Genomic DNA, 1109 nt, shown 5'->3' with positions numbered 1-1109 from the left:
GAAGATCGCATTGGCGATCTTGGTAAAGTTGGGCGATGTCAGATCCGTCTGGATCGCATTGATCGCCGAGCCCACCGCGGTCTGGTTCTCGGTCAGGCCGGTACGGGCGAAATTGATGTCGACATTGAGGATGACATCCAGGTTCGTGTATTTCAGCGAATACTGCGCCACCGCGCTCGGGATGGTGTCCAGCGCCAGCCCATAGTTGGTGACACCGCCCTGCGCTTCCAGGATGATGTAATCCTTGTTGCCGGGCGAGGCCGCGCCGGGGTTCATGATGTTGATGCTGACCAGGCCATTGACGTCGGCGGTCCCGCTCACATTGATGCGGTCCGCCTCGGGATCAAGGTCCAGGTCGAGCAGATAGACGCCGCCGAGCGACTGCGACCAGTTGCCGGTGACTTCGGTGGTCATGACGCGGTCGAGGTCGCCAGGCGCGACATAGCCGTCATTGCTGAACTGGCCGGTCAGCCCAAGACCGACTGTGTCGCCCATCCGGTAGATGGCGCCTTTCTCGTTGTTGAAGGCATTTTGGCCGTCGCCGAGGGCGATGGAGCCCATCGTGTCGTTGAAATTGTTGTACGTATCATTGCCGACGCCGCCGCGCATGGCATAGCCGTCGATCTTGCGCACGCAACCTGTGTCGACCCCGGGGATGCAACCATCAGCCCCGGTGACCGCGCCGACGAAACCGTTGTTGGTCAGCACATTGTTCCTGCCGTCCAGGTAGCTGACACCAGCGCCGGCGCCTGAGCCGCCGATGATCATCACGTCCTTGGCGATGGTGACGTTGATATCGCCATTGTCGGCGATATCGCCACTGCCGCCGGAACTCTGTTCCATCAGCGCCGAGGAGTTCTTGCCGGTGACATAGAGGTTGGCCGTCTGCTCGAACTTCACGTCACCACCGACACCGCCACCGCCGGCGCTACCCATGAACCCTTGCGGTGTTGCGACCATGGCCATCATCATCATGCTGCTTGCAGCCGGTGCCTGGTCGAGGCCGAGATAGTTGCCGGAGAAGCCGCCGACACCGCCGCCGCCGCCGATGCTCTGGCCGAAGACGCCGACAGAGTTGTCGCCGGTGATCAACATGGCAACGTTGCTGT

1 protein-coding gene is annotated in these 1109 nt (G+C 61.6%); it reads right to left on the bottom strand.

All coding sequences use genetic code 11. The features are described 5' to 3' along the window. A partial coding sequence (locus tag AC1DX0_RS36235; RefSeq protein WP_477359355.1) for a hypothetical protein occupies positions 1-1095 on the bottom strand: 1095 nt, incomplete at its 3' end. Positions 1096-1109 lie beyond the last annotated feature (14 nt).

The sequence above is a fragment of the Mesorhizobium sp. P3_A9 genome, assembly GCF_056402975.1.
Note: the sequence above shows the minus strand (reverse complement) of the source record. Positions and strands in the feature narration are given on the sequence as shown.